This is a genomic window from Bacteroidia bacterium (assembly GCA_025056095.1).
Lineage (GTDB): Bacteria > Bacteroidota > Bacteroidia > JANWVE01 > JANWVE01 > JANWVE01.
Window position 1 is genome coordinate 1 of the sequence record JANWVW010000221.1, and the last position, 4,718, is coordinate 4,718.

5 protein-coding genes are annotated in these 4,718 nt (G+C 40.1%); all 5 read right to left on the reverse strand.

Features of this window, described 5'->3' with window-relative positions; translation table 11 throughout:
- On the reverse strand, positions 1–810 hold an 810-nt coding region (locus NZ519_12290), incomplete at its 3' end, for a hypothetical protein (protein MCS7029533.1).
- A 95-nt stretch (positions 811–905) separates the two neighbouring features.
- On the reverse strand, positions 906–1,715 hold the full coding sequence (locus NZ519_12295) for a hypothetical protein (protein ID MCS7029534.1): 810 nt from the start codon (positions 1,713–1,715) through the stop codon (positions 906–908).
- 5 nt (positions 1,716–1,720) lie between these two features.
- On the reverse strand, positions 1,721–2,032 hold the full coding sequence (locus NZ519_12300; protein ID MCS7029535.1) for a T9SS type A sorting domain-containing protein: 312 nt from the start codon (positions 2,030–2,032) through the stop codon (positions 1,721–1,723).
- Positions 2,033–2,268: 236 nt separating this feature from the next.
- Positions 2,269–2,466 (reverse strand): hypothetical protein, encoded by a 198-nt coding sequence (locus NZ519_12305; GenBank protein ID MCS7029536.1) that lies wholly within the window; start codon positions 2,464–2,466, stop codon positions 2,269–2,271.
- 20 nt (positions 2,467–2,486) lie between these two features.
- A partial coding sequence (locus NZ519_12310) for a tail fiber domain-containing protein (GenBank protein MCS7029537.1) occupies positions 2,487–4,718 on the reverse strand: 2,232 nt, incomplete at its 5' end.

The following is a 4,718-nucleotide window of genomic DNA, read 5'->3' on the forward strand; positions in this document are numbered from 1 at the left end:
GGTCCAAGAGCCACAGTTGTAGGGATAATTAGGATAGGTAGCATGAGGAAGCGCTGTAGTTGTTTTTAGGCCTGTCTCATATATTCCTGTCCAAACATAATTTTCCGTTATCGCAGTCGTCAAATCTGCATCACTAAACCATGCAGGGACGGGTACGGTAGCTCCGTTCTCATCTACATTGATAGGTGCATCCAAAGTACCATCTGTCAAATCTGCCCAACCATTTGCCACGACTACTCCATCCAACCTTACAAAATTTCCTGTAAATGAAGAAAGACCTAAATGCGTGGCTGGTGGTAAACCATAGTCTTCTAACCATGGTCCCCATACTCCTCCTAATCCCTTCTGGTCAGCTATCTGTTGGCATACAACTCTAAAGAAAGGTAGTGCCCCAGAGTAACCTCCGCTTGGACCATGACCAAGTTGATGATATTTAGGACAAGCCGGTGATGAATTATCACACAATCCTCCATACTTAGTAGAGGTTACAAAAACTCTTTTAGCACAGGAAGCAGTGCAAGTACCTGTTACGGAGTTATTAGTAACGGTAAGCGTACCCGTACCATTTCTGTCGACTTGTCCGCCGGATTGTACCGTGATATTGGCACAAGTAGCATTGGTATTATTGATAAGTACCGTTTTGCCCGCAGGGATAATCACGGCATCTGTGGCTGTGGGTATTTTACACAAGTTCCAGTGGTTTGCATTGTGCCACGTTCCTCCCACAGGACCTACGTAAGTTAATGTGCATTGTGCCGGTAGATTACTACTTAACAATAAGCAAGTTAGCCCTATAATGATTACTTTCATATTATACTGAAGAACAAGTGATTTTACAGAAAAAGTTATTTATTATCTCCCCCTTGAAAGGAGGGGGATGTTAAAAACAAGTTTTTTTGAGTGTATTATTGCTCTAAACAATATAAAGGAAAGTCATTACTGCAAGAATAATAGCCTGTATCAGTCCAACCGGCATTTGTTATAGCTGGATCTGATACACCTGCCCTACCTTGTAAGGAAGAAGAGTTACTCGTCCAATTATTACAGTTGTTGTTAGGATTTGTGCTAAAAATACCTCCTGTCGGTGTAGTGTTAGTCCATACCCAACAACTGCCACAGTAAGCGAGCGCTTGCACTAGCCTTACCAGAGCATTATCTAATGTACCATCTGTAAGATCAGCCCAATTATCAGCTATTATTTCATTTCTAGCTCTGTAGGGTATAGAAGCGTGGGTGAGTCTTGCGGAGGCTGCTACGGTACTACTGCTTAACCAAGCCTTAAAAGTAGCTGTATTACCAGGTATATAAGTGTTAGCAATAGTTTGACATAAGTTGTCTGCACCTGCAAGCCCTCCCATGTTTCCTGTAATTATCCCATCAGGATAACCTGATGATCCTGAGACAAAAGCTTTTTTGTAATTACAGAAGCCTGTATTAGAAGCATTTGTTACCAGAAGTTCTACTGCACTCGGTTTAATTACTTGCCCTGTTGGATGGACGGTAATAGTTCTGCATTCAGCATCGCTACTAATATTGACCGTCTTTCCTGCGGGAATAATTACATTATCATTGGGACCAGGAACTTTCCATTTATCCCAATTACCATTTGTATGCCAATTAGTACCATATTGACCTGTAAAAGTTAAGGTACATTGGGCATAAAGTTGGGGAAGAATTCCCCAACTTAAAATAAGTAATAAATACGTCTTTAACATAGTTTTTAGTTTTTAACAAGTTTTACAATTTCAATTTGTGAGCCTGTGGAAATTTGTAGCAAATAAGTACCTGCTGCCAGGTAGTCTAGGCGTTCAGTAGGTTGATAGTGTATCTCTTCACCTTCCAATTGAACTTTTAGATGCATTCTGCCTAAATTATCAAAGAGAGAAAGCGTAATATTTTTACGTTCAGGATTGTAGATTTTTACATTAAAGGCTTCTTTGAAAGGATTAGGATACACACTCACCCAAAACTCTCTATCAAAGCGAACTGCTTTAACAGGTGAGTAACGCACCTGACCACTATTCTCTACCATAGCAATACGATAGTAGAGAACATCTTTGCCTAAATCTTTGGCATTGTAATCTATATGAGTATAGTCATTTTCAGATTTATTTTTTGCACTTACCGTAGCCAGCGGCTCAAAAGTTCTTCCATCAAAGCTACGCTCTACAATATAATTTTTTAGATTGTACTCATTCTTGGTAAGCCATACTAACTCTACATCCCTGCCTTTAATAACTTTCGCAGTAAATGCAAATCCCTGTGCTACTATGTGCCATTATGGTTGATAGTACCCCCTAGTTGATAGTACCCCCCTAGGTTATTTTGTAGGTTAATTCCTAGCAAAGTAACCGTTTCTCCTGAGTTAATGTTTACAACAGCACCATTAGTTACTACAAACTGAGCTTGGACTAATGTACTCATTAGTCCGAAGCCCCCTACAAGATATATCTTTTTGAAGTTCATATATCCCTTCAGTTTAGCATTTATTCAGTTTTACCGAGTGTTGCAGGTTTAACTGGGGTGCTTACTGGTTTTTCACCCCATTTTTCTTCAAGAGCCAATAATTTGGCTTCTAGGTTTTTGATTTTGGCTACCTGAGCTTTGAGCGAAGCATTTTCCGCTTGTAAAGCCTCTATTTGTTTTTGTTGCTCTTTCATAGCCTCTACAAGCAAAGCTACTACTTTGCCATATTCTACGGTTTTGAAACCTTTTTCATCAATTCCTACTACTTCGGGCAATACTCTCTCTACTTCTTGGGCTATGAAACCAATTTGTTTCTTATCTGAAAACTCATACTCGGTAGGTAAGTTTTCTTTTTTGAGTTCATCTTTGGTTTTGAAATCATAATTTACTCCACGCATTGCCATTACTTTGCCCAAAGCATTAGGAATATTGCTCACGTTCTTTTTCCAACGAATATCAGAGGTTTCTTTGTAACCTGTTGAATTGAATACCCCTGTAATTGTAAGGCTACCGTTGAGCGTATTAGTGAATACACCATCTCCCCGCAAGAACACTCCTGATGAACCCATAGAACCACTAAGCTCAAAACGGCTAAGAGTACCAACATTATTTAGCACTGCAAAAGCACTTCCACCACCACCAAAAGTAGAAAATCTTACGCCAGTGGTATGAACTTGAAAAGAACCTCCCCCTACGTGAATAGTTCCAGCGTCTGCTCCTGTACCAACTGATTGAATATAAGCAGTACGCGTGCCACTAGCGGCATGAAAAGAGATGTAAGGATTATCACCTGAGCTCTTCAAAGCTAAATGCCCGGCATTAGTAGGAAATACAGAATTACCCCCGCCTCTAATAAATATTTGATCATTGAAATGATGACCTCCTACGGTAGAATGATAGTACATATCTCCTGTCTCCCAACCGATATAACCTACGTTACCTGCAGAAGGGTTGTATATACCTAAATATCCCGCGTTACTAGCATTACCGGGAATCAATGAAGCATATCCTCCTCCTGTATAAGCACTTACATTACCATTAGCACTTACGTGAGTACTGAAACGATGATAACCTGCATCTGCATGATAGTACATAAGTCCAGTTTCCCAACCTATATAGCCCACTCTACTACTTGGATTGTAAATTTCTAAATAACCTGCATTTGAACTTGTACCTGTCACTATACGGGAATATCCAACGCCAACTGAAGAACTTGCCTGAACAGAGGAGGCATTAGTTATTGGATTGTAATTCATATTCAATCCTGCAGTAGCAGTATGGTTACCGAGGTTATCGCCTACGGTAGAGTAAGGTTGAGCAGTTACATTACCTGAACCATCTGCTATCAGTACTCTATTGCCTGTACCTGCAAGAGCTGTAACTCGGAAAGAACCACAACCTATAGCTAAAAGAGCATTATCGGCACCTGTACCTCCAGTGGCTTGTATCCACGCCATACGACCTCCTGAATTAAGATGCCAAGAAATATAAGGATTGTCTGTATCAGCTTTTATAGCAATGTGTCCAGCATTGGCAGAAAATGTGGGAGTAGCCCCTGAACCTACTGCAAAATGATGACCTCCTACATTAGATTGATAGAACATCCTTCCTGTATACCAACCAATGAAACCTTCGTAACCATTAGATTGGTTATATATACCCAAATATCCTGCCGCACTACTAGTACCAGGACCTACAACAGCCCTTCCTATGCCTGATTGCAAACCACCAACATCTATTGTATTATGTGTATCTATTTCTCCTGAGGTAGCATTAATACTCATTACATACTTATTCAAAGTAGTTCCGTTGATATCAGCAAAATAAAAATTTTTATTAGAATGAAGACCCAATAATAAATCACTACTAGTAATGGCACCAGTACTATTATTGAAATGGATATTTCTCGTCCAGCCTCCTGTTCCGTTGACAACATTACTATTAATTTCCAGCATACCCATACCTGTATTAGCGGAAGAAGGATTGATAGCCATTCTGGTATTGAATTGATGTCCTGCTGTCAAAGTAGAGTGATAGTACATCCTGCCTGTTTCCCAACCGATATAACCTATGTTACTACCTGAAGGTGCGTATAGTTCCAAATATCCTGCCGCACTACTAGTACCAGGACCTACAACAGCCCTTCCTATGCCTGTTTGCAAACCACCAACATTTATAAGACCATGGGTGGTTGTAGCTCCTGAGGAGGCATTAATAGTCATTACATACTTATTAAAAGTAGTTCCGTTGAT